Origin of the sequence: Novosphingobium flavum (assembly GCF_014230315.1) — a bacterium.
Taxonomy (GTDB): Bacteria; Pseudomonadota; Alphaproteobacteria; order Sphingomonadales; family Sphingomonadaceae; genus Novosphingobium; species Novosphingobium flavum.
This window is the reverse complement of the sequence record NZ_JACLAW010000004.1, coordinates 297,894-323,919: the sequence shown is the minus strand read 5'-3', so window position 1 is coordinate 323,919 and position 26,026 is coordinate 297,894. Positions and strand designations below refer to the sequence as shown.

Here is a 26,026-nt window from a genome sequence, read left to right as displayed (position 1 = left end):
GAGCAAGGCCCCCCGCGTGCCCTTGAACACGTCCGACAGGCGCCAGCGCTGCGGCGGGGGCGAGGAAATCGTATCCGTCTCGGCCGAGGCGGCAAAGTCAGGCGACATGGGTCAGGTCCTTTCCGGCAAACGGAGGGAGAAACACCGGTTCATGCGATGTCCTCGAGCAGGGCGGCGAGCTCGCCGCGCGAAACTGGGTCCAGTTCCCAGGCCGCCGCGGCGGCATTGGAAGCGACCTGCCGGGGCGAGGAGACACCGGCGATGATCGAGGGAATTTCAGGGTGTGCGAGCAACCAGGCGAAAGCCAGTTCCAGCAGGTTGTGACCGCGCTCCTCGGCAAAACGGGTCAGAGCCTCGACCGCCGCGAGATTGCGCTCCGACAAGAGCTGCGACTGGCGCTCCGCCCCCTTGCCGCCGATCCGCGAGCCTTCCGGCACCGGCGCCCCCGCCCGGTACTTGCCGGTCAGCAGGCCGTGATAGAGCGGCCGGAACGGCAGCAGGCTGATCCCGCTGCGCCGGCACTCGGCCACGATGTCGGCCACTTCGCGCCGGTGCAGCATGTTGTACTCGATCTGGGTCGCGGCAAAGCGCGGCAGGCCCGCGGCATCGGCCCGCGCGGTGAAGTCGCCCAGCTGCGCGGCGTCGAGGTTCGAGCCGCCGATTTCCCGCACCTTGCCCTCGGCCCTGAGGTCGGCGAGCGCACCCAGGGTTTCCTCGATCGGGGTATCGGGGTCAGGAATGTGCAGCTGGATCAGGTCGATCCGGTCAGTCTGCAGCCGCCGCAGCGAGGCTTCGACCGCGGCGCGGACATAGGCCGGCTTCGCCCCGCCCCGTTCGGCATCGATCCGGCGGCCGAACTTGGTGGCCAGCACGACCTTGTCGCGGTGCGGGCGCAGCGCCTCGCCGAGGAAGGTCTCGCTCTGCGTCTTGGGATCGCCATAGCTGTCGGCCGTATCGAAGAAGGTGATCCCGTGAGCGAGCGCGGCGGCCACCACCTCGCGGGTCGCGGCGGCGTCCAGCTCGCGTCCGAAGTTGGTGCAGCCGATGCCCACCACCGAAACCTCGAGGGCACCCAGCGAACGCGTCCGCACGAAATCGTCTCCCGTCAATCCTGCCCGCCGGAGGCAGGGCAAACCGCAATATCGAGAGGATGCCCGGCATGGCCGCTACAGACCCACTTGGCCGATCCGCCCATGCAGACCCCGCCATCCGGCCTCTGTCATCAGGCCCGACTTGCGCCCGGCCCGGCTCCTCTCGTCCGTTTTCGCCGCCCAGAAGATCGGGCGACAATATTGTCGAAAAACGGCTATGCCCTTTGCCGGCCAGCAGCAAATTTAATCGCGGTTTTTAAGGTACTTCTTATCACCCTATAAGTTGCATGCAGCCCACGAATTTCCGCGTCCGGGGCCGGGCACGGCGGCCTCGACCGCGCCCGCACCGGCCAGGTTCGAGCGCGCGCCGCGACCGCTTACTTATTGCCCCGCGATCGAGGCGTCGACGATGTCGCTGACCTTCATTTTCGCGGCCTGCGGCACGACCGTTCCCACGATCGGCAGCATGGTCTCGATCGCCGCGGTGTTGACCTTGCTTGTCGAGGACCAGGTGTAGCCATTCTTCGCCGCGAGGGCGACTTCGATCGCGGTCTTGCAGCCCGCCTCGCTGCTTCCGCTTTCGCGGCAGGCGGGCACGGCTTCGGCCGGGTGGGCGCGGATCCAGTCCGAAGCCCGGCCGATCGCGGCGACGAACTTCTTCACCGCGTCGCGATTGGCATCGATCAGGCCCTGCCGCGCGAAGATCGCGTTGGAGACAAAGGGCACCGGCGTATTGTCGGGGGTGAGGATCACCTTGTCGCGCGCGGCGGCCGGCAGGTTGGTCAGCGGCAGCTCGGTGGCATCGACCTTGCCCGCGGTCAGCGCCGAAAGCCGGCTGGCCGGCTCGCCCATCGGCAGCCAGGTCACCTTGTCGGCCGGAACCCCGAAGCGCTTGAGCACGGCTTGGCTGTACATGTGATCGCCGCCGTTGTGCGCGGAAATGGCGAAGATCTTGCCCTCCAGCTGGCGCACGTCGGTGATGCCGTTTCCGCCAAGGATCACGTAATTGTTATCGGTGAACTCGCCGATGATCTTGCCCTGGATCGCGCCGCGCGCCGCATCCGAGATCCACTGGCTGGCGGCACCAAGGCCGACGTCGATCTCCTTGACCTTGATCGCCGCCGCCACGGCCGCCGCCCCGCTCGACAGCGAGATATAGGTCACGTCGAGCCCGGCTTCCTTGAAGAAGCCCTGCTTCTTGGCCACGAACAGCGGGGTGGCCGAGTTGATCCCCTCGAACCCGGCGACGCGGATCGGGATCAGCCCCTCGGCATTGGGCTTGCCGGTCATGTCCTCCTTGGTGCCGCAGCCGGCCACGAGGGTGAGCGCGCAGGCCGCCGCGAGCAGACGGGCCGCACGCATCCGGCGAGAGGGTTCACGGGCGCTCATCTTCAATCCTTTCGCAATATCGGGGCAGCTCATGCGAGCCCCATCCACCAGATCATTTCCCCGGCGACATCGATATCCTGCCGCGAGTCCTCCGTCAGCAACCCGTCGTCGCCAACGGCGAAGACCGTCAGGTTGGCCGGCACCTCGGTCAGCCTACCATCCGCGTCCGCCACGATCGTGGGCGCGAGGTTGGCCACGATCAGCCACCGGCCGTCGGGGGTCGGGGCAAAGGTCCGGGGGTGGAGACCGCCGCTCGGCGCATGCCCCGCGGCGCGCGGCGCGCCGGTCGCGGGATCGAGCGCGAATACCGCGATCGAATTCTCGCCCCCGGCAAAGACCGGCACCGGGTCGGGGACCAGCCACGAGGGGCCGGACTGTCCGCCAACATAGCCGTCGTTGCGGTTTCCGACATAGACCGTGTGCCCCGCCGGGTGGAGGTGGATCGCCCCGCCGTCCTGGCGCGGACGGCGATTGTCCGGCTCGGCGAGCGTTTCGAGCAGGTGCAGCGCCTCGTCGCCGATGCTGTCACCCTCGCGGGGCAAAACGCAAAGCTGGCTCTGCTCCTCGAGCGCGACATAGACCAGCGGGTGATCGGGATGGAATTCGAGCGCGCGCGGATTGAACCCGCGCGGCAGCTCGGGGATGACGCTGCCGGCATGGGCCAATTGCCCGTCGGCGAACGAGAGCAGTTCAAGGCTGCCCGAGACGTAACTGTCCTTGCCGAAGCCCTTCTTGCCCCGCGCGCAGATGACCACCCGGTCGCCCGAGGGCATGACCTTGACCTGGTGCGGGGCCGAGCCGACCGCGAAGGCGGCTTCCTGCACCACTTCGCCGTCCAGCGAACCGTCGACGGCAAGGCGGTGGACGGTGACCGCCGCCGGCTGGCTGTAGGCGGTCAGCACGAAGCGGTCATCCGGGGCCACGGTCAGGTCGATCGGGCGCGCCGGAAGCAGGGCCGGCTCGCCCAGCAGGGTGCAGTCGCCCAGGTCGTCGCGCGTCAGGGCGCACAGGTAGAACGGCTGCCCGTCCGCGCCCGGCGCCCGGTCGGCGCAGGCGACATAGAGGATCGGCAGCTTGCCGTGCGGCCAGGCATACTGGATGCGCGAGGGCAGCCGGATCGAGCCGCGCCGCCGGAGCGCGCCGGTCTCGCCGTCCAGCGTGAAATTGATCAGTTCCGCGCCAACCGCCACATAGGCCGACAACGGCCGCGCCGCTGCACCTGCCACCGAATCTGGGGCGAGGGTCTCGCCAGTCATTCCGTTCTCCATGATCTCGATTGCCTGCTCCGTCGGCCCCTGGCGACCTGCGGCCTGCCGCGCACCGGTCAGGCGCTCTGCCCGGCGCCGTGCCCGTTTCCAGGTCCGCCCAAAAGCATAGGGCCCGGACCGCAAAGACCATGATAAGTTGTGTTAGAACGCGGCCAGCCCCGACCACCAGATGCGCTCGCGCCCGGCGGCGATGTCATGGCGGCCATGGACGCGCAGAATCCCGTCCTCGCCGATCGCGAAAATCACGAAACCGGCGGCAACCGGAGCGATACGATCTCCTAGCGGCATCAGCGAGGGGGCATAGTTGCCCACCACCAGCCACCGCCCGGAAGGGTCGATCGCGAAGGTTCTCGGGTGGAGGCCGCCGCTCGGCACGTTCTGGATTCGCTCCTCCAGCCGGCCATCCGCGCTCAGCCGGTAACCGGCGATCCCGTTTTCCCCGCCCGGAAAGACCGGCACCGGATCGGGGGTCTCCCACGAAGGCCCGCTGTGTCCACCAAGATAGCCGTCGTTGCGGTTGGCGGCATAGACGAACCGGCCAGAGGGATGGACCGCCAGAGTGCCGGCCACCTGCCGCTCGCGCAGGTCGGCCCGGTCGGTCAGCATTTCCAGCGCCTTGACCGGGTGTGCGCAGGGCAGGCCCGCCGTCAGCTCGAACTGGCACAACCGGTTCTGCCCCTCGAGCGTGACGTATGCGCGCGGGAAGGCCGGATGGAAGGCAATGTTGCGCGGATTGAACCCGCCCATCGCCGCGGCCTCGGCCGGCGCGACCGAACCCGCTGCCTCGATCACGCCTCCGGAAAACCGGGCGAGCCGCAGCGCGCCTTCGACATAGCGAGCGCTGCCGAAGCCCGGCATGCCGCGCGCCACGATCACGGCGAGCCCGCATTCGGGCAGGACCCGGACCTGGTGCGGAACCGAGCCCCAGTCCGGCGCGCCGGAAACCGGCAGTTGCGGTCCGATCATGCCATTTTCGCGCAGCCGGTGGACCGTCAGCCCCGGACCTGCGGAATAGGCGATCAGTACATGGTCTCCGGCGGGATCGACCGTCACGTCAATCGGACGGGACAGCAGCCGCACCGGCTCGCCAAGCAGGCCCAGCCCGCCATCCTCGCCGCGCGCGCAGGCCGCCAGCCAATAGGGCCGCTCGCCTGGCGCCGCGCCGCCATCGCCGCAGGCGGCATAGAGCACCGGCAGGCGCGGATGGGCAAAGGCCGAGCGTAGCCGCGCCGGCAGCGCGGTCTCGCCCTCGTCGCTCAGCAGACCAGTGTCAGGATCAAAGCCGAAGCGCAGCAGACGGGCGCCCAGCCCGGCAAAGGCGGTGGTCCGTTCGGCCGGCAAGGGGCCGGTCATGTCCGCGGCGGCGCGAATGCCACCCAGTTGAGCGGCTCGCCCGAAGTCGCCACCGGATAGCGCTTGGCAAAATCCAGCCGCCCGTCAGGCAGGACGCGGAACAGGGTCAGGCCGGCCGGCACGTAATCGATCTGATCGCCGGCCTGGACCAGCATGTCGGTCAGCGTCGCCGCGACCAGCACCGTTCCGGCCGGGTCAAGCGCGAAGGAGCGCACCTGGAAACCGCGCGGATCGACGCTCTGGACATGGCGCGGAACGCCGCTCTGCGGGTCGATGGCGAAGACCGCGATCGAATTCTCGCCCCCGGCGAAGACCTTGCGCCCGGCATAGTCGACCAGCCCGTTGGCCCGGTTCGACATGTAGACGGCGTGGCCGCGCGGATGGACGTGGATCGCGCCGCCGGCCTGGTGCCGTCCGGAAACGGGCGCCTCGCGGGTCGAGGGCAGGACCGCGTCGGGCTCGGGCGCGAGGCTGTCCCCCTCGATCCGGTGCATGTGAAGCTCGCTCTGCAGTTCCACCGCGACATAGGCCCAGCGCCCCGAGGGATCGAACGCAAGATGGCGCGGACCGTAGCCAAGGCCGCCGTTGCCGCCCGGCCGAAGCGCCGCGAGCGGGGCGACCCCGCCCTCGTCCAGCCGGTAGAGCATCAGCGCGCCGGGTTCTTCGGGCCTGGCCGACTTGGCCCGGTTGCCGCGTGTGACCAGCACCAGAGAGCGGCCGCCGGGCAGAACCCTCACCTGATGCGGAAAGATCCCGAGATCGGGCAGGTCCTGCACGGTCGCCTCCCCGGCCGTGCCATCCGCGCCGATCGGGTGAACGGTCAGGTTGGCGGGATTGTTGTAGGCCACGAAAACGAAGCGCCCGTCAGGACCCATCGTCAGGTGGATCGGCCGCTGCGGCAGGGCCACGGGCGCGCCGGCGGGAGTCAGCCGCCCCCCCTCGCTTACATCGAGGCTGCACAGGCGGTGCATGACCCCCAGGCCGACCGTGCCGCCCGGCGCATCGCTGGTCACCACGTAAAGCATCCGCCCTGATGGTGAGAACCAGCCGTACTGGACCACCGAAGGCAGCGCGATCGATTCCCGCTCAATCAATTCGGCACTGTCCGGATCGATCTCGTAGCGGGTGATCTGGGCGCCGACGCTGCTGTAGAGCACTGGGTATCCTCTTCCACTGTGCGGCGATATATCGGGGAGTCCACCGCGGATTGGCAATCGCGATTGCCCAACAATCCGCCCGGAACGGGCAGCGGATAACACTTGTTATATCCGGCCCCGGCGGGCGCGGCCAAATGGACCTGTTCCTCGCGGCGTAATCCAGCGCAAAAACGTTTCGCCGGCAGGGCAAAGGCGGCCGCGCAAGCGGGGCAGCGAGGCCCGGACCACGCCGGGGCGATAACATCTTTTAGCAAGGCGCCACATTCCGCTCACCCGGCTTATCGCCGAAGAACCAATGTTTCCGCATTTCGCTAACAATACTGAACCCCCGGAAAAGCGCGGATTTTCGCGCGTTGCACAGGGTTTTTTGCCGCGCCGCACAAGGGCTTTCAGATGTGCCGGAGCGCCGGCAAGCAGCCCCCCGTCCTTCCGGCGGCGGAAACAATGTGATAGCTTCTGCGCCGAGAGGATAAGCCATGAACCAGCAGGATGCGTGTACACGTGCCGCTGCCATCAGTTTCCGGCAGCTGCGCGTTTTCGAGACGATCGGGCGGGTCAAGTCCGTCCGCCAGGCCGCAGACGAATGCAACGTCTCGCAGCCGGCCGTGACCCAGGCCCTGTTCCGGCTGGAGGAACTCGCCGGCGTGGCCCTGGTCGACCGCAGTTCGAGCGGCTCCTACCTCAACCGCTACGGCACCATGTTCGCAGGGCGGGTCCAGCGCTTCTTCACCCAGGCCGAGGCGGCGCTGCTCGATCTCGGCTTCGTCGCCACCCGGGCCGAGGGGCGGGTCATGTTCAACCGGCTCACCCGCAGCCAGGTCCGCGCCCTGATCGCGATCGTCGAGCGCGGCTCCTTTGCCGAGGCGGCTGATTCGCTCCAGCTCACCCAGCAGTCGATGCACAAGTCGATGCGCGACCTCGAAGGCAACATCCGCAAGACCGTGTGCTACCGCACGGCGGCGGGCACGCTGGTTTCCCACGCCGGCACCGAGCTGGCGCGGCGGATGAAGCTGGCCCAGCAGGAGATCGAGTGGGGGATCAAGGACCTCGACGCCGAGCACGGCCGCTCCGACGCGCAGATCAGCGTCGGCGCCAAGTCGTTCGGCGGCAGCATGATCCTCGTCTCGGTGCTGGAGGACTTCCTCAAGCTCCATCCCAATGCCGACATGCGCATCACTCACGGCAATTCGGCCGAGATGAACCCGCGCCTGCGCTCGGGCGACGTGGACTGCGTGCTGGGCCTGCTGGCGCGCCAGCCCGCGCCCGATTTCGTGGCCGAGGCGATTGCCCGCACGCCCTATATCGTGGTCGGCCGCCGCCGCCATCCGCTGCTCTCGCGCCCGCGCATCACGGTGGACGACCTGCGCCAATACCCGTGGGTGGTCGGCGCCCCCGGATCGAGCCGCCGCACCTGTTTCGAGTCCATTTTCGGCGGCGATCCGCCGCCGATGCCGCTGGCCACCTGCTCGCTCACGGTGATCCGCCACCTGCTCGAGACGACCGACCGGCTGACCCTGATGACCTCCTACGAACTGGAGCACGAGCGCGCCCATCTCGAGGCGATCCCGTTCAACGCGGTCGGCCCGGCTCCGGCGATTGGCATCACCACCCGCGCCAACTGGATGCCGACCAAGCTGCACCTCGATTTCATGGCCGTGGTCCGCAAGCATATGGTCTATTCGCTGATGCGCGGCTCGATCCGCGAGGTCGGGCAGGACAATCCGCCGACCTCGCGCATGCTGGCCTGAACCGGCGGCTCGACCAAGGTCTAGCGCGCGCCCCCTTGCCTGCCGCGCCCGATCGCGCCAGATTCGGCTGAGCGAGAACGAGACGGGGAATTCGGGTGCCGGCCGTGCAGGTCTTCCTGGTCGATGATCATCCCCTGTTCCGCCAGGCCATGGCGGCAACGGTGGCCAATGCCGGCGCCGGGGGCGATGGCCGGGCCGGCCACATCACGGTCGAGCAATTCGAAACGCTCGCCGCCGTGCGCGAACGGCTGGACGGCGGCCCGCTGCCCGCGCTGGTCCTGCTCGATCTCAAGCTGCCCGACAGCCAGGGCGTGTCCGGCCTGCTGGCGCTGAAGGCCCATTTCCCCGACCTGCCGATCGCCATCGTCTCGGCCAGCGACAGCGCCGAGATCCTGCAGACCGCCATGGCCTGCGGCGCGGCCGGGTTCGTCTCCAAGGCGGCCGGGGTGGAGGAACTGTCCGCCGCGATCGAGACCCTGCTGGGCGGCGAGACCTGGTTCACCCCCATGACCGACCCGGCCGAGCGGCCGATCCTGACCCCCACGCACGCGCGCATTCTCGACGGGGTCCACCGCGGCCTGATGAACAAGCAGATCGCTCACGAACTCGGCCTGACCGAAGCGACGATCAAATATCACCTGACCGGAATCTTCCGCATCCTCGGCGTCCAGACCCGGGCCCAACTGGTCGCGCTCTCGCAAGGCTCGCCCTGATCGCCCGGGCCTGTTCGGCCGCCCTCACGGCAGACTCCACGCGCAGCAAATGACGGGAAAGTCGCGGAAGCTGCCCCAAACCATTTTCCTACATCGCCCGCCCCTGCCATCCTGCGCCTGCTCATTGAAAACCGGCCGCGCGAATGATCCAGGTAGGACAAGTGTCACCCATGCACTCGCCCGCTGCTGCCTTGAATAACAGTGCTTTAACCGCCGAAGCAGGACCGGACAGGGTGACACTCGTGTCACCCTGCGCCCGTTTCGCCTAAGCGGCGATCATTTCGCCCGCCAGCCCGCGCTCGAACAGCGAGCCCGCCCCGGCCACCCGGTCGTCGCGCCCGAGCAGGCGCAGCAGGTGCCAGACCACGGCCTGGTTGCTGGCCACCACCGGCTTGCCGAGCTTCTGCTCCAGCGCCGCGGCCGCCTCGGTCGCGCGGACGTTGGCGCAGGCGAGGAACACCGCGTCGGCTTCGGGCGTGTCGAGCGGGATCGCCGTGGCGCAGATCTCGTCCGGCGTCATCTCGGCCGCCACGCGGGCATCGGTGAAGCCCAGCCCGCGCGAGGCGGCGATGCCGAAGCCGCTATCCGTCAGGAATCGCGCCTCGTCCTCGCTGAATTCCGGGGCGAAGGGGCAGACGTGGACCAGCCGGCTCGCCCCCACCGCGCGCAGGGCGGCCACGACGGCGAGCGCCGTGGTCGTGGCTGGAGTGCCGCCGGTTGCCGCCGCCATCGCCTCGGCCAGTTGCCGCGCGCCCTCGACCCCGCCGGTAATGCTCGCCCCGGTACAGTTGAAGGCGATCGCATCGAGCCGGGCATCGGCCAGCATCGTCGCCTCGCCGGGCGCCGCGCCCGCCGCGTCGATCAGGTCCTGCTGCGTGACCCGGCTGCCCGTCTTGCTCAGCCGCACCCGGTGGACGTGGAAGCCGACATCGGCGGGCAGGAAATGCCTGAGGTCGTCCTCGGCAATGGTGTTGAGCGAAGGCACGATCATGCCGATGCGCTGACGGATCATCTGCGGTCTCTCCGGATTAGGCGCGCGATTGTCGGCCGCTCGGCTGCCCCCGGCAAGGGCGCCGCCGGCGATCATGGGGCCGCCGGCGCTGATCTTATGGCGCCGGCCCGCCGCCCCCGGCACAGCATTTCGTTATGGCGCGGCAGGGTGAACTGATTGCCCGGCCGTTCCGGCGCGGTCCTAGATTGCCGGGCAAACAGGCCAAGGGAACAGGATCATGGGTACCATCGTCTTCGCCGGCACCGCCGTCACGCGGCCCGGCTCGGTCGGCACGCTGTACCGCGCGCAAGGGTCGGGCAGCTTCGCCCCGGTCGCGGGAATTCCGCTCGATACCGGGGTCCAGGCGATCACCCCTCACCCGGCCAAGCCCGGCGTGATCTATGCCTCGACCCATTGCGGACTGTTCGAATCAACCGACAACGGCGCCAGCTTCCGCAAGCTCCCCGTTCCGAGCGCCGAGGGTGAGCAGTTCTGGTCGGTCGCCATCCACCCGAACGATCCCGAGACCATGCTGGCCGGCTGCGGCCCGATCGGGGTCTACAAGACCACCGACGGCGGGGCCTCGTGGCGCCGGGTCGGCAGCAGCGGCCCGATGGCCGAGCGGATGGACATGACCGAGGGCAAGTTCTTCAAGCACTCGCGGATCATGGCGCTGGCCTATGACCCGGCCGATCCGGCCATGGTCTACGGCGCGGTCGAGACCAGCGGCTTCATCGTCAGCGAGGACGGCGGAGAGACCTGGACGAACCGCAGCGAAGGCCTCGTCGCGCTGGTCGATGCCGATCCTGCGCTCAAGAGCCAGATCAACGTGCCAGACGATTACGAGGGCATTCTCGACGCGCACTGCGTGCGGGTCTCGCCGGACCGGCCCGGCACCTGCTTCTATGCCTGCCGCATGGGCCTGTTCTCCACCCCCGACGCCGGGCGGACCTGGCGCAACCACGATATCCGCCGCTTCGCCGAGTTCAGCTATACCCGCGACATGCGCATCGCCGCGCAGGACCCGCAGACTATGTACCTGGCCCTGTCGATCGCTTCGCGCTCCGATTCCGGCGCGCTTTACCGCAGCGACGACCTCGGCGAGAGCCTCTACCGCTGCGACCAGCCGGTCACCGCCGTCTCGACGATCATGGGCATGGGCGCGGGCGCGACCGATTCCGCCAAGGTGGTCTACGTCACCCGGGGCGGGCAGGTTCACTTCTCCGACGACGGCGCCAAGGGCTGGCAGGCCGGCCAGCTCCCGCCCGAGGCGGGCGACGCCTATTGCGCCGCGATCGTCTGAACCGCACGGAAATCCGCCGCGCCGGGCGCGCCGCGTGCTGCGGCGCGGAATGCAAAGCGCGGCAGGGGGCATAAATTTATGCTGAAATCTATGTCCATAGGCCGCGCGGCATGATCTAACCTTGCTCAAACAGAAATGATTGGGAGGCGAGGGGATGCTGAATGCGCTGCCAAGTCTGCGACACCTCCAGGTGCTGGAAGCCGTCGCCCGCCTGAACAGCCTGACCAGGGCCTCGGCGGAAATCCACCTGACCCAGCCGGCGGTAACCCAGACCATCGCCCGGCTCGAGGCCACCGTCGGCGCCGCCCTGTTCGAGCGGCGGATCACCGGCACTTACCTCACCCCGGCGGGCGAGCTGTATCTCGAACGGACCGAACGGGTCTTTCGCGGGATCGAGGAAGTCCTGCGCCAGATCCGCCCCAACGCGGACAAGGCCGAGATTTCGCGCCGGGTCGGCAAGATAACCCGGGCGCAGGTCCGGGCCCTGATCGCCCTGTCGCAAAGCCAGTCGCAGACCCAGGCCGCGGCCCTGCTCGGCATCTCGCAGGCCTCGCTCCACCGGGCGGCGCGCGATCTTGAATGCAACGTGGGGGCCATGCTCTATCACCGCGCGGCCACCGGGGTGATCACCACCGATGCCGGGCAATTGCTGGCCTGCCGCCTGCAACTGGCGATCAACGAGCTGGACGAGATCTGCAGCCAGATCACCGCTGCACAGGAGACACGGCACCGCTGCATCCGCATCGGGGCGCTGGTGCTCGACCCGGCGGCGCTGCTCAGCCCGGTCATGGTCCAGTTCACCCGTGCCTATCCCAACGCCGTGGTCAAGGTGATCCACGCCTCTTACGACATCCTCCAGCAGAAGCTGCGCTCGGGCGCGCTCGATTTCATCGTCGGCGTGGTCAAGGGCCCTGCCCCCGATCTCGCCACCGACCCACTCTTCGTCGATCCCTATGTGATCGCGGCAAGGCGGGATCACCCGCTGGCGCGCAAGCACTCGGTCGAGATCGAGGACCTGCTGGGCTACGACTGGGTGGTGGTCAACCAGGGCGCCCCGCGCCATGCCGCCTTCGCCCGGCTGTTCGCCGCATCGGGCGAAATGCCCTCGACCACGATCGAGACCCATTCGCTGGCGACGATCCGCATGGCCGTGGCGCAGAGCGACCGGCTGACCCTGCTGACCCGGTCCGAACTCAGGGCCGAGGAATCGAGCGGGCTGTTCACCGCGCTGACCTATCCCAGCCTCGTCTCGGCCCCAGTGATCGGGATCACCCGGCGCAGCGACTGGTCTGCCTGCGGGATGAAGCAGGCCTTCATCGACCTGCTGATCGAACGCGGCCGCGCCTTGCAGACGCAGGAGACTGGCGGGGTCCAGCCGCTGGCGGCGCACAAGCGGCCGGCCGCGCGCCGCGCCGCGCCGCGTTCGCAAAATGCGCGCGAACTGGCCGACATCGCGGAACGGCGCGTCGATCCGGTGATCTGACGCAAAGCGCGATCAGCGCGCCGCGTCGAGCAGGATGAAGGCCACGGTGCAGCTTCCCGGGCCGGGATTGTGCCAGCGATGGATCGTGCCGCGCTGGACCAGCACGTCGCCGGCGGCAAGGTGGACGGCAAGCCCGTCGTCCAGTTCCAGCGTGATCGTCCCTTCGGTCACCACGCCGTAGTCGGTGGTCAGGGTCCGGTGCATGTTGCCGCTCGCGCCGGGGGCATAGCGGACCAGCCGGAACACGGCCCCGCCCGGCAGGCGCGAACCGGCCGCAAGCGCGGCGCCGTCGCCGGGCGCGGCATTATCGGTGGGGACCGGATCGGCCCAGATCACGCAGGCCTCCTGCCCGGGGCGGGGCGCGGCGGCCATGACCGGGCCGTCGCTCGCCACCACGGCCTTTCCGGCCGCGTCGTGGCCCGTCACCACCCGGCGGACGGTGAAGCTCATCGCCTTACGCCGCCTCGGCCGGGGCGCTGGTGCGATCGAGCGCCGCGAGGGCATCGGCGTCCAGCACCAGCCGCACCGCGCCGAGCAGGCTCTCCACCTGTGCGACCGAAGTCGCGCTGGCGATCGGCGCGGTGACTTCGGGCCGGGAAATGACCCAGGCCACGGCGACCTGCGCCGGACTGGCGCCGAGCCGGGCCGCAACCTCGTCAAGCGCGGTGAGGATCGCCAGCCCCCGCGCATCGAGGTAGCCTTTCACCGCCTTGGCGCGCTTGCTTCCGGCAAGGTCGGCGGGGCTCCGGTACTTGCCGCTGAGGAAGCCGTTGGCGAGCGCCTTGAAGCTGATCACGCCCAGCCCCTCGGCCCGGCAGACGGGGGCGAAGTCCCGCTCGAACCCGGCGCGGTCGCAGAGGTTGTAGAGCGGCTGAAGCACTTCGTAGCGCGGCAGGCCCGGGCCGGCCGCCGCCAGCGCTGCGCGCAATTGCGCCGGATCGTGGTTGGACAGGCCGATCGCGCGGACCTTGCCCTCGGCGATCAGGTCGCCATAGGCGCGCAGGGTCTCGTCCACCGGGACCCCCGGATCGGGATAGTGCGACTGGTAGAGATCGATGTGGTCGGTGCGCAGGCGGAGGAGCGAGGCTTCGGCCGCCTGCTTGATGTGCCGGGCCGAGAGCCCCGAGGCGCCCGGGGCCATTTCGCCGCCGACCTTGGTGGCTATTACCAGCCTATCGCGGCCGCCGCGCGCCGCCAGCCACGATCCGATGATCTCCTCGCTGTCTCCGCCCCGGTTGCCCGGCACCCATTTGGAGTAGACGTCGGCCGTGTCGACCAGCGAAAACCCGGCATCGACGAACCGGTCGAGCACGGCGTGCGAGGTCTCCTCGTCGGCGGTCCAGCCGAAGACGTTGCCGCCCAGTGCAAGCGGGCGGATGGCAAGGCCGGAACGGCCGAGCGGGCGCAGGTCGGTGCTGGTGGTCATGTCCGGTTCTCGCAGGTCTGTTCGATATGGTCGGCCAGGGCGCAGGCTTCGGCCGCAAGGCTCATGTCGGCCAGCGCGGCAAAGGGCAGCACGGCCTGCTGGCGGCCCATCGCAAGGTTGAGCCGCTGCAACATGGCGACCGAGGGCTCGGGCAGGCGCAGGTCTTCGGCGAAGGGCCGGTTCTCACGGTAGAAGGCCAGCTGCACCGCGCCCTCGGCGGCGGGAAATTCGGGCAGGGCGGCGGCCCATGCCGCGAGATAGTCTTCCGCCGGACCATGGTGCAGCGCGCGGTAAAGCAGGGCATGGGCGGCCAGCACCCGCACCAGCGCCTCGCGCCGCTCGCCCAGCGCCGCCAGCGTGGCGAACGAGGCCTGGTTGGGAAAGTCGGGCAGTTCGCGCCACAGCACGGCATCGGCAAGGGCATGGACCCCGTAGCGCGCCTGATCGTGGAACACCTCGCTTTCGCCGAAACCGGCATCGATCCGGTCTTCCAGCAGGTGGCGGAAGATCGCCGCGCTGTTGCCGATCGTGACGAATTCGACCGCGCCCGGATCAAGCCCCTGCTTGCGCAGCGCGGCAACGGCCAGCTGGTGCGTCAGCGCGCCCAGCGCGCCCACCCCCACCCGGCGCCCGGCAAGATCGGCGAGGCTGCGGATTGCCGGATCGCGGGCATAGATCGCATGGACGGTCAGCAGGTTGGCCCCGGCCACGACCCTGAGCGGCGCGCCATCGGCAATGGCCGCCAGCGCCGGCCCGAAGCCCACTTGCAAGGCCGCATCCGCCTTGCCGCCAAGGAGCAGGTCGACCGCTTCCCCGCCGTTGGTGACCAGCGTCCGCTCCACGCTCAACCCCACCCGCTCGAACAGGCGCAGGCGGCGCATCAGCTCGATGGTGACCCGCTCGTGAGTGCCCCCGGCATCGACTACGCGGATGTCGGCGCCCATGGCGCTCAGTCCGCCAGCGCCGGGTAAAGGCTTTCGGCCGTGCGCCAGAAGATGTTCTCCCGGTCCGCCTCGGGCAGGATCGAGAGTACCTGCTCGGCTTCGGCCACGATCTCGGGCAGAGTGCCGTCGATCGCCGGATAGTTCGAACCCCATGCGATCCGCTCCGACCCGAAAGTGCCGAGCAGCTTGCCGAAGAAGCTCTCGGGCGTCGCCAGATCCTGCTGCGAACGCCGCACCAGCGCCGTCGTCAGCTTGAGATAAAGGCCCGGATAGCGCGCCATGTCCCACATCGGGTTCGCGGCGGCATAGGGCGGACCATCGCCGAAGGGGGCGTGGAGCAGGTGATCGAGTACCACCCGCACTTTCGGAAAGCGCTCCATCACCGCGGCCAGATAGGGCAGGCCGTCCTGCCGCATCGAGATCGCCACCGGGACTTCGCACTCCTCGCAGAAGGCCCAGGCATCGAAGGTATCGGGCGCGGCCAGCCACGACTGGTCGGTCTGCACCGTGCTGCCCACGGCGAAGAGGCGCAGCCCCGTCAGCCCGCGATCGAGCCAGTGCTGGATCCGCCCGGGCGCTTCGGGGCCGCGCACATCGACCGAGAAGACCCCGGTGAAGCGGCCGTGGTGCCCGGCGATGGCATCGGCGAGATAGGAGGCATCATAGCCATAGGTGGTGGAGGAATGGACGATCGCCGCCTTGGTCACCCCGGCCGCGTCCATCGCCGCCACCAGCGCCGCGAAGTCCACCGCGCTGTGGTGCGACCAGTCCGACCGCTTGCCCCCCAGCGGCGAGACCGGGTAGCGCGCGGTGTCGGCCGAGATGATGTGCGGGTGAATGTCGTGAATCCTGCTCGGCATAACCTCTCCCGATGCCGCGCCTTTTCCCCGCGCGGCCCGCCCGGCCACCTTTCACCCGCCAACGGCCTGCCCGCTCATTCCGAAAACGCCCGGCCCCATAAATTGGCCGGCCTGAGCATTACGGCGCAGCGCGAAGCGGGTAGTGTGGCCCCGACACCGCGACACGCGATCGCGGAACCGAGGAGAGACAGGGCATGGACTGCAGCGGCCTCAAGGCCTGGACCCCGATCGTGATCGCCTTTCTCGCGGGTTCCATTGCCACGGCGCTGGTGCCGCTGGCCGTGCCGATCCTCAAGCCGATTTCGGCCGAGTTCGGAATCGACGGCACCCGCCTCGGCTGGGTCATCTCGATCCCCACGCTGATCTGCGCCTTCGGCGCGCTGGCGCTGGGCATCCTGGTCGACCGGATGGGCGACGTGCGGGTCCTGCTCGCGGGGATGGCGCTGACCATCCTCGGCGATATCGGGGTGAGCCTCTGCGCCAATGCCGACCAGCTCTTCGCCGCGCGCCTGTTCCAGGGGGTGGGCTATGTCTGCCTTTCGGTGGCGGGTCCCGCCTTCATCCAGCGCACCACTTCGGCCGACCGGCGCCGCGCGGCCATGGCCTTCTGGGCCGCGCACACCCCGCTTGGCTTCGCCGTGGCCGTGCTTTACGGCGCGCACCTCGTCGCCGCAGGCCTTTCCTGGCGGCTGACCTTCATCAGCCACGCGGTGGGCGCGCTGGTCATCGGCGGGACGGTGCTGCTGCTGCGCCGGGTCGCCTCGGCCTCCGATGCCAGCCGCTCGCGCGGGACGCGCGAAGTGCTCACCAGCCCCCGCCCCTATGCCGTCGCGCTCGGCGCCGGGGCCACGGCCCTGCTGCAGGTCAGCCTGATGGTCATGCTGCCCACCTTGTTCAACACCCGCTTCGGCCTCAGCGGCACCGAGGCGGCGATGGCCGTGGCCGGGGCGATGAGTGCCAACATCGGTGGGGCCATGCTGGTCGTGGCGACCGACCTCAGGAAGCATCCTCGCGTCGGCCTGCCGATCTGCGCCGTACTCTCCAGCCTTTTCGCGCTGGCCGTGCTGGCCCGGGCTGGAGCCGATTTTGCCCAGGCCCTGGCACTGGTCGTGCTGTTCAGCACGGCGATTGGCGCGGCCAATTCGCTGGTCTGGTCGCTGATCCCGGCCGCCGTGCCCTTTCCCGAGGCAAGCGGGGCCACGGCGGGCCTGATCACCCAGGGCTCGTTCCTTGGCGTGCTGGTCGGTCCGCCGCTGTTCTTCTGGCTGCTCCACGCCAATCCTTCCGCGCTCTACCTCGTCGTGGCCGGGCTGGTGGCGCTGATGATCCTGCCGCTGGTCGCAGTGAGCGGGGCGGGCGGGAGCAAGAGCGGCGCGGCGAGCAGGCCCGGCCGACCTGCCGGCGCCTAACGGCGCGCCTGTTCGGGGTGGGCCGCCAGCCAGCGGCGCAGCATGGCCCGCGTGCCGCCGCTCGACACGATCGCGGCCAGCGCCGGAGCCAGCGGCGGCAAGGCCGTGCTGGCGGCGCGTGTGTGGTTGACCAGCGTTCCGGCGGCAAAATCGACTGACAGCTCGTCCCCGTCTAAGGCGAGGTGGGCCGGATCGCCAGCCCCGGTCAGCACCGGGATCGCCCTGGCCACGGCGCGGCGCAGGATCCTGTAGGGCATCGAGGTGCAGATGACGGACAGGCCGAGCGCCTCCAGCGCGATCAGCCCTTGCAGGCGCGGCTTGCCCGAGGCGAAGTCCCGCCCCGCCATAATGATGTCGCCCGGCGAAATCCGCGCCGCCAAAGCGGGATCCACGGTCTCGAACAGGTGCGGCGCCAGCAGGGCCGGGTCCATCACCCTCTGCGCCGAAAAGCGCGCGGGGATGATGCCGTCGTCAAGGCTCACCCCATCGGGCAGGACATGGCAGCGCCCCCGCCGCCGCAGCGCTTCCGTCTCAGGCGCACCCTCAGACATGCGCGAGGAACTCGCGCGGATCGGCGATGCGCCCGGCGATGGCCGAGGCAGCAACGGTCAGCGGACTGCCCAGCCAAGCCTCGCCCGCGCCGAGACGGCCATGGTGGTTGGTCGCCGCCGTGGAGATCGAGACCTCGCCCGCGCCGAGCGGCGCCATCAGCCCGCCCGCGCAGGGGCCGCACCCGGCGGGCAGGATCATGGCCCCCGCAGCCATAAAGGCCGCCGCCAGCCCCTCGTCGGCCAGCCGCCGCGCGCAGTCGACCGATCCGGGCACCACCACCATCCGCACCCCATCGGCGATCCGCCGCCCCGCCATCAGGGCGGCGGCCGCGGCGAAGTCCTCGAACATGCCCGATCCGCAGGAGCCGATGAAGGCGTGCTGGACCGCCTGCCCACCCGCGGCCGTTACCGGCACGGCCCGCTCCGGCCCCCCGGGCAGGGCCACGGTGGGGGCCACCGCCGACAGGTCCAGCGCCAGCCGGTCCTCGTAAACCGCGTCCGGATCGCTGACGAAAGGGACAAAGGCGGCGGCCGAAGTGCCCGGCGGCGGAGCGTCGAACAGCATTGCCGCCACGCCCAGTTCGGTCGTGGAATTGACCAGCGCAACCCGCGCGGCAAGGTCGAACCCGGCCAGCGCCGCCGCCCCGCCAATCTCGATGGCGCGGTAGTCATGCGCGCGCGCCGCCAGTTCCCACGCCAGCAGGAACCCGGCATCGCGCGGATGGCTGCCCGGCGGCAATTCGCCTGCAAGGTCGATCCGGATCGTTGGCGGCACCTGCGTCCACAAGGTGCCGGTGGCAAGCACCGTGGTCACTTCCGGGCCGATGCCCAGTGCCAGCGCCCCGCCCGCGGCGAAAGTGGTGCAATGCATGTCATAGGCGAAGACGAAGTCTCCGGGGCGGACCATGCCCTGCTCCAGCGGGAACAGGTGGCCGTGCCCGCCGCGCCCGACGTCGTAGAAATGGCCCACGTTCCACGCCTTGGCGATACGCCGGATCTCGGCCCCGCGCGCGATGGCGGCCGGCGAGCCATAGGCCACCTCGTGGTCGGTCACGAACATCACCCGGGCCGGATCGGCAAGGGCAGCAAAACCCAGGTCGTCCAGCTCGCGCCAGGCCCCTTCGACGAAGCCGTCATGGATCGTCACGAGGTCAGGCACGGGATGGACCACCTCGCCCACCGCCACGCCCGCCCTGCCGGCAGCGCGCGCCAGCAGCTTCTGGACCATGGCCATGGGTTCAGTCGCCGATGCCAATTTCCGCAGCTTCCGTGATCGTGTTGGCGAATTCCGATTCCGGATTGTGCTGGGCCGGCGCAGGCATGATGTTGGCGGGCGCGTGGCTGGGGAAGAACTGGGTCGGCAGGTAAAGCTCGTGCATCTGGCCGAACGGATTGACCCAGTAATCGTAGATCTGCCCGCCGGGCGGGTGATAGCCCACGCCGCGCAAGTGCTTGTACTGGCCCACCCGCATCAGGTGCTGGTGGCCGATCAGGATATCCTCGGCATCCTCGACCACGAAGGAGGCATGCTGGAACCCCGCGCGCGGGTTGCGATAGACGTTGAGCACGTGGTGATCGACCGCCTCGGCCCCGCGATCGAGCCGGTAGAACCCGCCCGCCATGTTGTCGCGCTCACCGATGTAGAACACGTCGGTGCACAGGAAGCCCAGCGTACGGTGAAACCAGTCCAGCGTCGCTTCGGGCCGGGGGCTGGAAAATACCCCGTGCGAGATGCGGCGGACATGGGCCGGACCGAAGCGCAGTCGCCCGGGATCGCCCACCGTGCGCATGATCTCCGCATCCCACTGCGGCGCGCGGTAGGCCACCGGCAGTTCCGGCACGCTGGCCACGCCGTGGACGATCTCGAGCAGGAAGCCATTGCTGGGCTCACGCAGCAGCACACGGCGCCCGCCGCCCGGCTCGTCGATCGCATGGACCAGCGAGACCGCGTCGGGCAGGTCGGCGGCGCGGTGGAGATCCTCCTCGCAGCGGGCGTGGTAGGCGAGGCTGACGAAAGCCGGATCGCCCTTTTCGGTGATGTGGATGTGATGGGCCGGCCCCGTGCCGCGCATGTAAAGCCGGTCCTCAGTGCGCGCGGCGCGGACCAGCCCGAAATCGACGAGGAAGGCCTCCATCACGTCAAGATCGGGCGCGCGCAGGCGCGGCCAGGCGATATCGTGAATGGCGATGGCAGCCCCGCTCATGCCGCAACCGTGTCCGCCAGCACCGGGTAAAGCGTCATCGCCGTGCCGCAGAAGATGTTGTGCCGGTCGGCCTCGGGCAGGAAGGCCAGCGCCGCGCGCGCCTCGTCCACCTGCTGGGCGAGGGTCCCCTCCTCGTTGGGAAAGTTGGATCCCCAGCAGATCCGCTCCGAGCCGAACACGCTTGCCAGCTTGCCGAAGAAGCTTTCGGCCGTGGCCAGCCCGTCTGCGGCGCGGCGCACGTTGTTGGTGGTGAGCTTGAGGAACACCTGCGGATAATCGGCAAGGCTGAACAGCGGGGCCGAGGCGGCATAGGGCGGCCCATCCTCGATTGGCGAGAGCAGGAGGTGATCGACGATGATCCTGACCGAGGGATAGCGGGTCATCACGTCCACCAGGTGCGGGATCGCCTCCTGCCGGATCGACAGGGCCACCGACACACCGAGGTCGGCGCAGCACTGCCATGCGGGGTAAGTTGCGGGATCGGCAATCCAGTCCTGCCGCGCCTTGACGGTGGAGCCCGCAGCGAACAGCCGCAGCCCGTCCAGCCCGCGCGCCAGCCAGTGGCGGATGCGCTCGGGCGCGTCCTGCGCCAGTACGTCGACCGAGAAGACCCCGGCAAACCTGTCGCGGTGCGCGGCGATGGCATCGGCCACATAGTCGGCATTGTAGCCATAGGTGGTGGAGGAATGGACGATCGCCGCCTTGTCCACCCCGGCCGCGTCCATCTGCGCCACCAGCCCGGCAAAATCGCACGGCCGCTTTTCCGACCAGGCCGATCGCTTGCCCCCCAGCGGGGTCACCGGATAGCGCGCCGTATCGGGCGAGATAATGTGCGGATGGGTATCTATCAGCCGGGTCGCCACGCCTTGCCCTTCCTCGCCGTGATGGTCGGGCCGACTATAAACCCGCGTACAGGCACCGGGCATAACGATGCCTGCCGAGTCCATAAGAGCGCCCACAGTCGTCCTGACAGGCACCGCGCCTTGGCCCTATCGTCCTCATCATTGGCGGCCGAACGGATCGGCGCCGTGGAGAGCGGGATGAAGGGCTGTGGCTGGTGGGGGCGGTATCGTGCGGATCGTTGATGCCCAGGTTCATATCTGGCGCGGCGGGCGCGCCTCGGCCCACCACACCACCGGCCGGCCGGAGCCGTTCTCGGCCGACGACCTGATCGCCGAGATGGACGCGGCGGGCATTGCCTGCGCCGTGCTCGCCCCGCCGACCTGGGACCCCTGCGGCAACGATCCCTCGCTCGAGGCGGCGCGGCGCTGGCCCGGGCGCTTCACCGTGACCGGCAATATCGACCAGACCCGCGAGGATCGGGCCCTGCTGCGCGGCTGGCTGTCCCAGCCGGGAATGAGCGGGCTGCGCCTCAACTACAACAGCCCGGAAAAGCAGGCTGCGCTGACCGACGGTTCGGCCGACTGGATCTGGGAGGAGGCCGAACGCGCCGACATCCCGGTCATGGTGCTGATCCCCGACGGCGTGCCGCTGATCGGCGAGATTGCGCGGCGCCACCCGGCCTTGCGCGTGTGTATCGACCACCTTGGCATCCCGCGCGGCGCCAAGGACGCGGCCGCCTTTGCCCACCTGCCGGGCCTCCTCGCCCTTGCCGCCCTGCCCGGCGTCTCGGTCAAGGTCGGGGGCCTGCCCGCCTATTCCACGGTCGACAGCTTCCCCTGGCCCTCGCTCCACGGCCCGTTCCTGCAGGTGGTCGAGGCCTTCGGGCCGGAGCGGATCTTCTGGGCCACCGACCTCACCCGGATGCACACCCCCTACCGCGAGATCGCGGCGATGTTCACCGAGGGGATGGACTGGCTGGACCCGCAGGCCTGCCGCCTGATCATGGGCGACGCGGTCTGCCGCTGGCTGGACTGGCAACCGGCCGAAGCCGAGCATCAACGCGGCTGACGCCGCCGGGGAGAAGCGCGATGGCCACGACGATCCACCCGGACGTTTCCCCCACCCCCATTACCGCGACCGGCGCCGCCCCCTCAGGCACGCAGGGCGCGGGCCGCCTCACCGCCAACCAGTGGAAGATCGTCGCGATCTGCGCCGGGGCGGGGATGCTCGAAACCATGGACATCTACCTGATCGCCTTCGTCCTGACGGCGATCGCCGGGCCGTGGCAGCTGAGCTACGGAATCTCGGCCACGATCCTGCTGTCTTCCGGGATCGGCGCGGTGATCGGCTCGCTGGTCTGGGGGCAGGTCGCCGACGCGATCGGGCGGCGGCGCGCCTTCCTCGCCACGATCCTGTGCTGCTCGGCCGCCAGCCTGGCGCTGGCCTTCGCGCCCGAGGGCAACTGGCTCTATCTCGTGCTGTTCCGCACGGTGATCGGCTTCGGCACCGGCGGCTTCTTCATCTTCGTCATGCTGGTGCAGGAATTCGTGCCGGCGCGGCGCCGGGGCTTTGCCAGCGGCATCGTCTCGGCCACGGCGGTCGGCGGTCTCCTGCTCGGGGCGGCCAGCGCCTCGTTCCTGATGCCCTCGATCGGATGGCGTGGGATCTTCGCGCTCGGCATGCTGCCCGCCGTGGCCGGCCTGCTGGCCGCGCTGATCATGCCGGAATCGCCGCGCTGGGCCCTCGCCCGGGGGCATGCCGAAGAGGGACGCCGGGCCTTGGCCTGGTCGCACGGCGCCGGGGCCAATCTTGACGAGATCGCGGCGGCCTATGCGTTACCGCAGGAGCCGCCCGCCTGGCGCGCCGTGCTGCGCCAGCGGCGGCGGCTTGCCTCGGGCATGCTGATCAACTTCGGGCTGGTCGGCGCCTATTACGGCACGGTGCTCTGGGCACCGACCCTGCTCGCCCAGATCCACACGTTGAGCGCCGCCGAGGCCGCGCGCATGATGATGGCGTTCAGTGCCGCCGGGCTGGTCGGCCGGGTCCTGACCGGCTGGCTGGCCGACCGTTTCGGGCGCCGGCGCTGCGGCGGGGTGGCGGCCCTCGGCGCGGCGGTCCTGCTGGTCCTTGCCGCGCTGGTGGCGCGCGGGGACGTGCTCACCCCCGGGCATTTCCGGCTGGTCTTCGGCCTCGCCTTCGTATGCGGCGACAGCAGCTTCGCGGTCATGGCGATGTACACCTCGGAAATCTGGCCGCAGCGCCTGCGCGGGCGCGGTTCGGGCCTGTGCTACGGCGCGGGATCGGTGGGCAAGATCGTCGGACCGCTCGGCCTCGCCCTGATCGTCGGCGCGTCCGACCTGATCAAACCGCGCGCCACGCTGGAGGCGATCCTGCCCGCCTTCCTGTTCCTCGGCGCGCTCTTCGCGCTGGCAGGCCTGGCCTACCTCGTGATCGCTTTCGAGACCGGCCGCCGCACGCTGGAGGAACTCGAACACGAGGGAGCCTGATGCTCGCCCGCGCAAGAGGTGAACGCCCGCGACGGAAAATGGATAGGGCAGCGCGCGGGCAAGAGCCTATGGTCGCCCCCTGTGCCCGGTCCCATCGGCCGGGCCGCCACATAACCATTGACCGCCGAGAGGAATCAACCGCCGATGACCATCACCCGCCCCGGCCGCTTCGCGCCCGCCGCCGCCACGGCTCTGGCCGCCTCGTTGCTGCTGGCCCTGCCGGCCTCGGCCCAGGACAGGCCCCGCCCCGCCCCGCGCCCGCTCCAGTTCAAGATGGTCTCACCGGGGGTCTACTGGTCGAAGGAAGGCGGCAACACCGGGGTCGTCATCGGCAAGGACGGGGTCATCGTCTATGACGTCACGATCAACGCCCAGCGCGCGCAGGAACTCCAGGCCCGCATCGCCGAGGTGACCGACAAGCCGATCAAGGCGGTCATCATCAGCCATATCGACGAAGATCACATCGGCGGGGTCAGCGCCTTTCCCAAGGGCGTACGGATCATCGCCCAGGCCGAGACCGACAAGCTGATCAAGGCAGACATCGCGGCCGGGCGCGGAGTCGTTCCAGCAGCCTATGCCCCCACCGACGTCGTCGGACGCCGCCTGCGCCTGACTATCGCGGGCGAACCCGTCGAACTGCTCAACTGGGGTCCGGCCCATACCTCGGGCGATCTCGTCGCGTGGTTCCCGGCCCGCAAGGTGGCGATGGCGGCCGACATCTTCTGCATGGATCAGCCCCGGCCCTATATCAAGCCGGAGCTGGGCGGCAGCACGCTCGGCTGGGTCAAGAGCGCCGAGGCCGTGCTGGCGCTGAAGCCGAAGTGGGTCGTCGTCGGCCACGGAGAACCGCAGACCCCGGGCAACCTGCGCCAGTACATGATCGATTCGGTGCGGACCCGGAGCGAAGTGGCCGCGCTGGCGAAAAAGGGCATGGCCCTGCCGGAGATCGAGGCCAAGGTGGGCGAACCGCAGCCCAGTTCGGTCCCGCTGCCGCCCAACGTCCATCAGGCCCAGTTCTCGCGCGCGATCTATCTCGAGGTGACCGGCACCAAGGCCGAGGCGCACCACTGAGGGCGCCATTCGGCCCGGGGCGCTCCTCCAGGATAACGCCCCGGGCCGAGCCGCTCACGCGGTAACGGTCCCCTTACCCGGCAACGGCCAGGTCGCTGCCGCTGGCGAGCAGGTGATTCTGGAACTCGTGCGAGCCGTAGAGCGCATCGCGGAAATTGATCAGTTCGATCTTGTGCTCACGGATCCACGCGCGCAGCCGCGGATCGGTCAGCGCCGCCACGTCCTGCGCACGGCCGACCACGAATTGCTGCGCCCGCGCGCGGTTCACACGCTCGCCGAGGCGATAGGTGTAATAGTCGACATAACCCGGATGCCAGGCCTGCCAGGTGACGACGTCCATCGGGTAGGTCAGGATGCCGCTGCGGTCCTCGGTGTAGAACAGCACCGGATCGTAGTTCTTCTCCACTGACGAAACCGAGTCGGTCAGCAGGTCGCGGAAGGCCTCGGCGCTGGCCGGGGTGACGATCTTGCGGTCGGCCCACCTGGGCAGAGCCTTGACGCCGGGCTGGGGCGTATCGGAATAGTACTTGGCCCATTCCTCGCCCCGCGCGCGGGCATCCTTGATCCGCTTGAGATAGGCCGCCCCGGTCGGCTCGGTGGCCGAGTAGTTGTAGGGGATGCCGTAGTCGTCCAGCACGGTCCGCATGGCCCGGGTCCACGGGGTGGTCGGGTTGTTGTTGCCGCCGGTGTCGGGCATGCGGCCCAGGATCCGGGCGCAGCGCAGCAATTGCGCGCGCAGCTCGCGCACGGCCTCTTCGTAGACCACGTCGGGCGACCGCGAGAGGTCGGTGCGGAAACGCCCGTCGAACTGGCCGCCACGCTCCACCAGCGAGGGCACCTCGGCCGCCGGCAGGACCGGCGCCCCCCACATGTGGGTATGCCAGCCGACCGAGAGCCACGGATAGGCCCGCAGCCGCTCCAGCGCGTCTTCGGTGCCGGGGGAATCGAGCATGATGTCGGCGGCACTGGGAATGCCGCCGTCGATCGCGGTAAAGGTGCCGATGTTGCACACCTTCGACATGCCGACATCGTCGACCCGGACGATCATCCGCCGGCGCGCCGCCGTCTGGCCCAGGACCCGGCCCGGCGCGGAAACGGCGAGGGCAGAGAGCCCTGCCGCACCAATGAAACCACGGCGATTGAAAGTGGAAGCGAGCGAACGATCGATCATTGCAGGGTCCTGGCTGTTGGTTCCCGGCCGACGATAGGCGAGAGCCCCGCCGGCCGGGGCATCAATTCTGCGCGCCCAAGCTATTCAGGAACCGCCTTATTGGAACGGAAGCGGAAAAACGCGCCGTTCGTAGAAGCGCCACTGCCCGTTTTCCTTGCGCAGGATGTCATGCTTGCCCGAAACCTTGTAGATCCGGTAATTGTCGCCCTTGCACTCGACGACCATCTGGAACGAGCGCGCCTCGGCGCCCTCGGCAGTGGGGCGGATAACGATATTGGCGGTCCAGTGCACCCAGTCGTGGACCTGCGGCTTGTCGGCCCAGCGCCGGGTTGCGAACTCGAGCAGCGCGTCATAGCCGACGGCAAGCTTGTTGCCGCCGCCGACGAAGCGGCCGTCGGTGGTGTAGAGGCTCGCCCAGCCGGCCGCATCGCCGCTGTCCTCGTAGTGGCAATATTCCGCGATCAGGTCATGGATCGCGCAGCGGTCCTCTACGGTCAGCGGGGTGATCCCGGCGGGTGCGGCAGTCTCGGTCATGTCTGGGTCC

24 protein-coding genes are annotated in these 26,026 nt (G+C 69.3%); 8 read left to right on the top strand and 16 right to left on the bottom strand.

The features are described from left to right. Window positions 1-149 precede the first annotated feature (149 nt). The 5 genes from H7F51_RS07235 to H7F51_RS07215 all read right to left on the bottom strand — a co-directional run bounded on the left by H7F51_RS07235 (window position 150) and on the right by H7F51_RS07215 (window position 6,258). Window positions 150-1,091 (bottom strand): aldo/keto reductase, encoded by a 942-nt coding sequence (locus H7F51_RS07235; protein ID WP_185663561.1) that lies wholly within the window; start codon window positions 1,089-1,091, stop codon window positions 150-152. Between the two features lie 381 nt (window positions 1,092-1,472). Further along, window positions 1,473-2,480 carry an ABC transporter substrate-binding protein gene (locus H7F51_RS07230; RefSeq protein WP_185663560.1) on the bottom strand — a complete coding sequence of 336 codons (1,008 nt, stop codon included), beginning with the start codon at window positions 2,478-2,480 and terminating at the stop codon, window positions 1,473-1,475. Window positions 2,481-2,509: 29 nt separating this feature from the next. Beyond that, window positions 2,510-3,736: a lactonase family protein gene (locus H7F51_RS07225; protein WP_185663559.1), complete on the bottom strand. Its 1,227-nt coding sequence runs from the start codon at window positions 3,734-3,736 to the stop codon at window positions 2,510-2,512. Window positions 3,737-3,889: 153 nt separating this feature from the next. Then, a complete protein-coding gene (locus tag H7F51_RS07220; protein ID WP_185663558.1) occupies window positions 3,890-5,101 on the bottom strand; it encodes a lactonase family protein in 1,212 nt (403 codons plus the stop codon). Then, window positions 5,098-6,258, bottom strand: coding sequence for a beta-propeller fold lactonase family protein (locus H7F51_RS07215; protein WP_185663557.1), 1,161 nt, complete (start codon window positions 6,256-6,258; stop codon window positions 5,098-5,100). The genes H7F51_RS07220 and H7F51_RS07215 overlap by 4 nt, the downstream gene beginning before the upstream one ends. Window positions 6,259-6,734: 476 nt before the next feature. Here H7F51_RS07215 and H7F51_RS07210 point away from each other — a divergent pair, with 476 nt between their 5' ends. Both H7F51_RS07210 and H7F51_RS07205 read left to right on the top strand, forming a co-directional pair. Further along, window positions 6,735-8,006, top strand: coding sequence for a LysR family transcriptional regulator (locus H7F51_RS07210; protein ID WP_185663556.1), 1,272 nt, complete (start codon window positions 6,735-6,737; stop codon window positions 8,004-8,006). A 95-nt stretch (window positions 8,007-8,101) separates the two neighbouring features. After that, the gene (locus H7F51_RS07205; RefSeq protein ID WP_185663555.1) at window positions 8,102-8,719 is read left to right on the top strand and encodes a response regulator; all 618 of its coding nucleotides are present in this window, start codon (window positions 8,102-8,104) and stop codon (window positions 8,717-8,719) included. 265 nt (window positions 8,720-8,984) lie between these two features. Here the strand turns inward: H7F51_RS07205 and H7F51_RS07200 are convergent, their stop codons facing one another. Continuing rightward, window positions 8,985-9,731 carry a maleate cis-trans isomerase family protein gene (locus H7F51_RS07200; protein WP_185663554.1) on the bottom strand — a complete coding sequence of 249 codons (747 nt, stop codon included), beginning with the start codon at window positions 9,729-9,731 and terminating at the stop codon, window positions 8,985-8,987. A 217-nt stretch (window positions 9,732-9,948) separates the two neighbouring features. Here H7F51_RS07200 and H7F51_RS07195 point away from each other — a divergent pair, with 217 nt between their 5' ends. Further along, window positions 9,949-11,013, top strand: coding sequence for a beta propeller repeat protein (locus H7F51_RS07195; protein ID WP_185663553.1), 1,065 nt, complete (start codon window positions 9,949-9,951; stop codon window positions 11,011-11,013). A 154-nt stretch (window positions 11,014-11,167) separates the two neighbouring features. Continuing rightward, entirely contained in the window at window positions 11,168-12,496 is a 1,329-nt protein-coding gene (locus H7F51_RS07190) for a LysR family transcriptional regulator (protein ID WP_185663552.1), read from the top strand. 12 nt (window positions 12,497-12,508) lie between these two features. Here the strand turns inward: H7F51_RS07190 and H7F51_RS07185 are convergent, their stop codons facing one another. From H7F51_RS07185 to H7F51_RS07170, 4 genes are read right to left on the bottom strand one after another with little or no spacing between them, the layout of a single operon-like run. Further along, window positions 12,509-12,946: a cupin domain-containing protein gene (locus H7F51_RS07185; protein ID WP_185663551.1), complete on the bottom strand. Its 438-nt coding sequence runs from the start codon at window positions 12,944-12,946 to the stop codon at window positions 12,509-12,511. Window positions 12,947-12,950: 4 nt separating this feature from the next. Further along, entirely contained in the window at window positions 12,951-13,922 is a 972-nt protein-coding gene (locus H7F51_RS07180) for an aldo/keto reductase (protein ID WP_185663550.1), read from the bottom strand. Further along, window positions 13,919-14,866 (bottom strand): ABC transporter substrate-binding protein, encoded by a 948-nt coding sequence (locus H7F51_RS07175; RefSeq protein ID WP_185663549.1) that lies wholly within the window; start codon window positions 14,864-14,866, stop codon window positions 13,919-13,921. The genes H7F51_RS07180 and H7F51_RS07175 overlap by 4 nt, the downstream gene beginning before the upstream one ends. 5 nt (window positions 14,867-14,871) lie before the next feature. Then, window positions 14,872-15,726 carry an amidohydrolase family protein gene (locus H7F51_RS07170; RefSeq protein WP_185663548.1) on the bottom strand — a complete coding sequence of 285 codons (855 nt, stop codon included), beginning with the start codon at window positions 15,724-15,726 and terminating at the stop codon, window positions 14,872-14,874. Between the two features lie 194 nt (window positions 15,727-15,920). Between H7F51_RS07170 and H7F51_RS07165 the strand changes: the two genes are divergently transcribed. Next, complete coding sequence (locus H7F51_RS07165; protein ID WP_185663547.1) at window positions 15,921-17,135, top strand: MFS transporter; 1,215 nt, start codon at window positions 15,921-15,923, stop codon at window positions 17,133-17,135. Here the strand turns inward: H7F51_RS07165 and H7F51_RS07160 are convergent. The 4 genes from H7F51_RS07160 to H7F51_RS07145 are packed head-to-tail and all read right to left on the bottom strand — an operon-like array spanning window position 17,132 to window position 20,753. Further along, the gene (locus H7F51_RS07160) at window positions 17,132-17,686 is read right to left on the bottom strand and encodes a 3-isopropylmalate dehydratase small subunit (RefSeq protein ID WP_185663546.1); all 555 of its coding nucleotides are present in this window, start codon (window positions 17,684-17,686) and stop codon (window positions 17,132-17,134) included. The two genes, H7F51_RS07165 and H7F51_RS07160, sit on opposite strands and share 4 nt — an antisense overlap. Further along, on the bottom strand, window positions 17,679-18,941 hold the full coding sequence (locus H7F51_RS07155; RefSeq protein WP_185663545.1) for an aconitase family protein: 1,263 nt from the start codon (window positions 18,939-18,941) through the stop codon (window positions 17,679-17,681). Before H7F51_RS07155 ends, H7F51_RS07160 begins: the two co-directional genes overlap by 8 nt. Next, on the bottom strand, window positions 18,925-19,890 hold the full coding sequence (locus H7F51_RS07150; RefSeq protein WP_185663544.1) for a VOC family protein: 966 nt from the start codon (window positions 19,888-19,890) through the stop codon (window positions 18,925-18,927). Before H7F51_RS07150 ends, H7F51_RS07155 begins: the two co-directional genes overlap by 17 nt. Then, complete coding sequence (locus H7F51_RS07145) at window positions 19,887-20,753, bottom strand: amidohydrolase family protein (protein WP_185663543.1); 867 nt, start codon at window positions 20,751-20,753, stop codon at window positions 19,887-19,889. Before H7F51_RS07145 ends, H7F51_RS07150 begins: the two co-directional genes overlap by 4 nt. Window positions 20,754-20,961: 208 nt before the next feature. On the opposite strand from H7F51_RS07145, the gene H7F51_RS07140 reads away from it, so the two are divergent. The 3 genes from H7F51_RS07140 (at window position 20,962) to H7F51_RS07130 (ending at window position 24,311) form a co-directional block, all read left to right on the top strand. After that, window positions 20,962-21,801: an amidohydrolase family protein gene (locus H7F51_RS07140; RefSeq protein ID WP_185663542.1), complete on the top strand. Its 840-nt coding sequence runs from the start codon at window positions 20,962-20,964 to the stop codon at window positions 21,799-21,801. 20 nt (window positions 21,802-21,821) lie between these two features. Continuing rightward, the gene (locus tag H7F51_RS07135) at window positions 21,822-23,240 is read left to right on the top strand and encodes an MFS transporter (protein WP_185663541.1); all 1,419 of its coding nucleotides are present in this window, start codon (window positions 21,822-21,824) and stop codon (window positions 23,238-23,240) included. 144 nt (window positions 23,241-23,384) lie between these two features. Beyond that, complete coding sequence (locus H7F51_RS07130) at window positions 23,385-24,311, top strand: MBL fold metallo-hydrolase (RefSeq protein ID WP_185663540.1); 927 nt, start codon at window positions 23,385-23,387, stop codon at window positions 24,309-24,311. 73 nt (window positions 24,312-24,384) lie between these two features. On the opposite strand, the gene H7F51_RS07125 is transcribed toward H7F51_RS07130, so the two are convergent. Further along, window positions 24,385-25,482 carry a ChbG/HpnK family deacetylase gene (locus H7F51_RS07125; RefSeq protein WP_185663539.1) on the bottom strand — a complete coding sequence of 366 codons (1,098 nt, stop codon included), beginning with the start codon at window positions 25,480-25,482 and terminating at the stop codon, window positions 24,385-24,387. A 96-nt stretch (window positions 25,483-25,578) separates the two neighbouring features. Further along, complete coding sequence (locus H7F51_RS07120) at window positions 25,579-26,016, bottom strand: nuclear transport factor 2 family protein (RefSeq protein WP_185663538.1); 438 nt, start codon at window positions 26,014-26,016, stop codon at window positions 25,579-25,581. Window positions 26,017-26,026: the final 10 nt, after the last annotated feature.